1 protein-coding gene is annotated in these 1,412 nt (G+C 44.6%); it reads right to left on the bottom strand.

What is annotated here, in order from left to right:
• Positions 1–365: 365 nt before the first annotated feature.
• Complete coding sequence (locus tag ACFQ2O_RS21585; RefSeq protein WP_377532967.1) at positions 366–1,301, bottom strand: GNAT family N-acetyltransferase; 936 nt, start codon at positions 1,299–1,301, stop codon at positions 366–368.
• Positions 1,302–1,412 lie beyond the last annotated feature (111 nt).

Below are 1,412 nucleotides of genomic sequence, written 5' to 3'. Positions count from 1 at the left end.
TGATTGGAAAACCTGAACAAGCACAGACTAAAAAAAGAGAAAGAGGGAGGAAAGGATATAGCAATGTTTTGACAGCTCACGAGCCCCTCTAGCAGAACTGGCATGCATGCATAAAAAAAGAGGGCACCTCACTAACTTTGGTAAAGCACCCTCTGCCACTACTCTAGTAAAAATTTGATCTAAGCTTCTCTCTGCTTCCTAATTAGAGCTTGTTTACATTTCGTTTTAGCAAGCGAAAGCTGAATGGAAAGGGTTTGGCAAATCGGTGTTAGAGCTGCATAGCAGCGCTATGGGGCGAGAAAAGCGTGAAGACAGGTTCCTTTACAGGCGATTTGCAGCACAAAGGATGAATTTTACACAGCCTCTTAGAGTTGAATTTCATAAAAGTCATGAACTATGGTGCGTGCGCCGTAGCTTTCTTTGTTCCACACCAGCCCCTCGTTCAGGTATTGCCCCTGCTGCTCTGTAGAAACACCAAAACTGAAGTATGACTTGTGAGGATACACTTCGGTTAATAGCCAATCGACAAGCACCTCCAGGGCATGTAGATTTCGGCCTTTTTCAGAAGCAGCGAGGTATTGCGCATGCGCCACTGTAGAGGTTTCATACATAAGCGCCCCTGCCAATAACGCTCCATCTTTTGTAGCAGCATAAAGCTTGATATTCTCAGGAAATACCGTAGCGAGCTGCTGCATTTCTTCCGCAGTATGTATCGGGCTTAGATTATACTTATCCTTCAAGCGTTTCTTGCTCAGGTCAAAGAAGCTATTAAAGCAGCGTGACACCTCCAGTTGAACGAGAGTTCTCCTCCCCTGAGACAAGCGCCACCGCCTATCCTTAGAGTATGGATGGCTTTTTTGTAGCTCAATCACAGAGTTTACGTCACGACGATAAAGAACGCCCCCCTCCCGAAACAAGGCATAAAGATCTTCTTCAGCGGGCTGCTGATGATAAATATGAGGAATAGCTTTATACTTGACACTTCTAAACCCCAATACCTGCAAGTATAGTTTTACTGAGGCAATCACCTTCAGCATCAGCGTACTCTTCATCCGCTTATCGGTTATAAAGCCGCCGTAGCTTAAGCCACTGTGGCTATGCAGCTCCTGCCCCACTTCATTGGCTGGCAATAAACTTACAAGCTTTCCTTTCTTATAGATGAGCAACGAATGATCCGTAAAGCGGTCGGCATGATACTCCATGTAGTCGCGGTAAAATAAGAATGTGCCATTCTTGGAGCCTTCCACAAAAGCATCCCAGACAGCTTTATACTTCTCGCTATACTTTACTACTTCTACCATTTTATGAACGGGAACATCGGACGCAGACTTTATACTAACAGAGTTACAGGCTGGCATTATCTGACCAAAGATATTAGGCCGATTAACAAAAGACTATCTCAAAGCTATACT

It is taken from the genome of Pontibacter rugosus (genome assembly GCF_042678745.1).
Taxonomy (GTDB): Bacteria; Bacteroidota; Bacteroidia; order Cytophagales; family Hymenobacteraceae; genus Pontibacter; species Pontibacter rugosus.
Note: the sequence above shows the minus strand (reverse complement) of the source record. Positions and strands in the feature narration are given on the sequence as shown.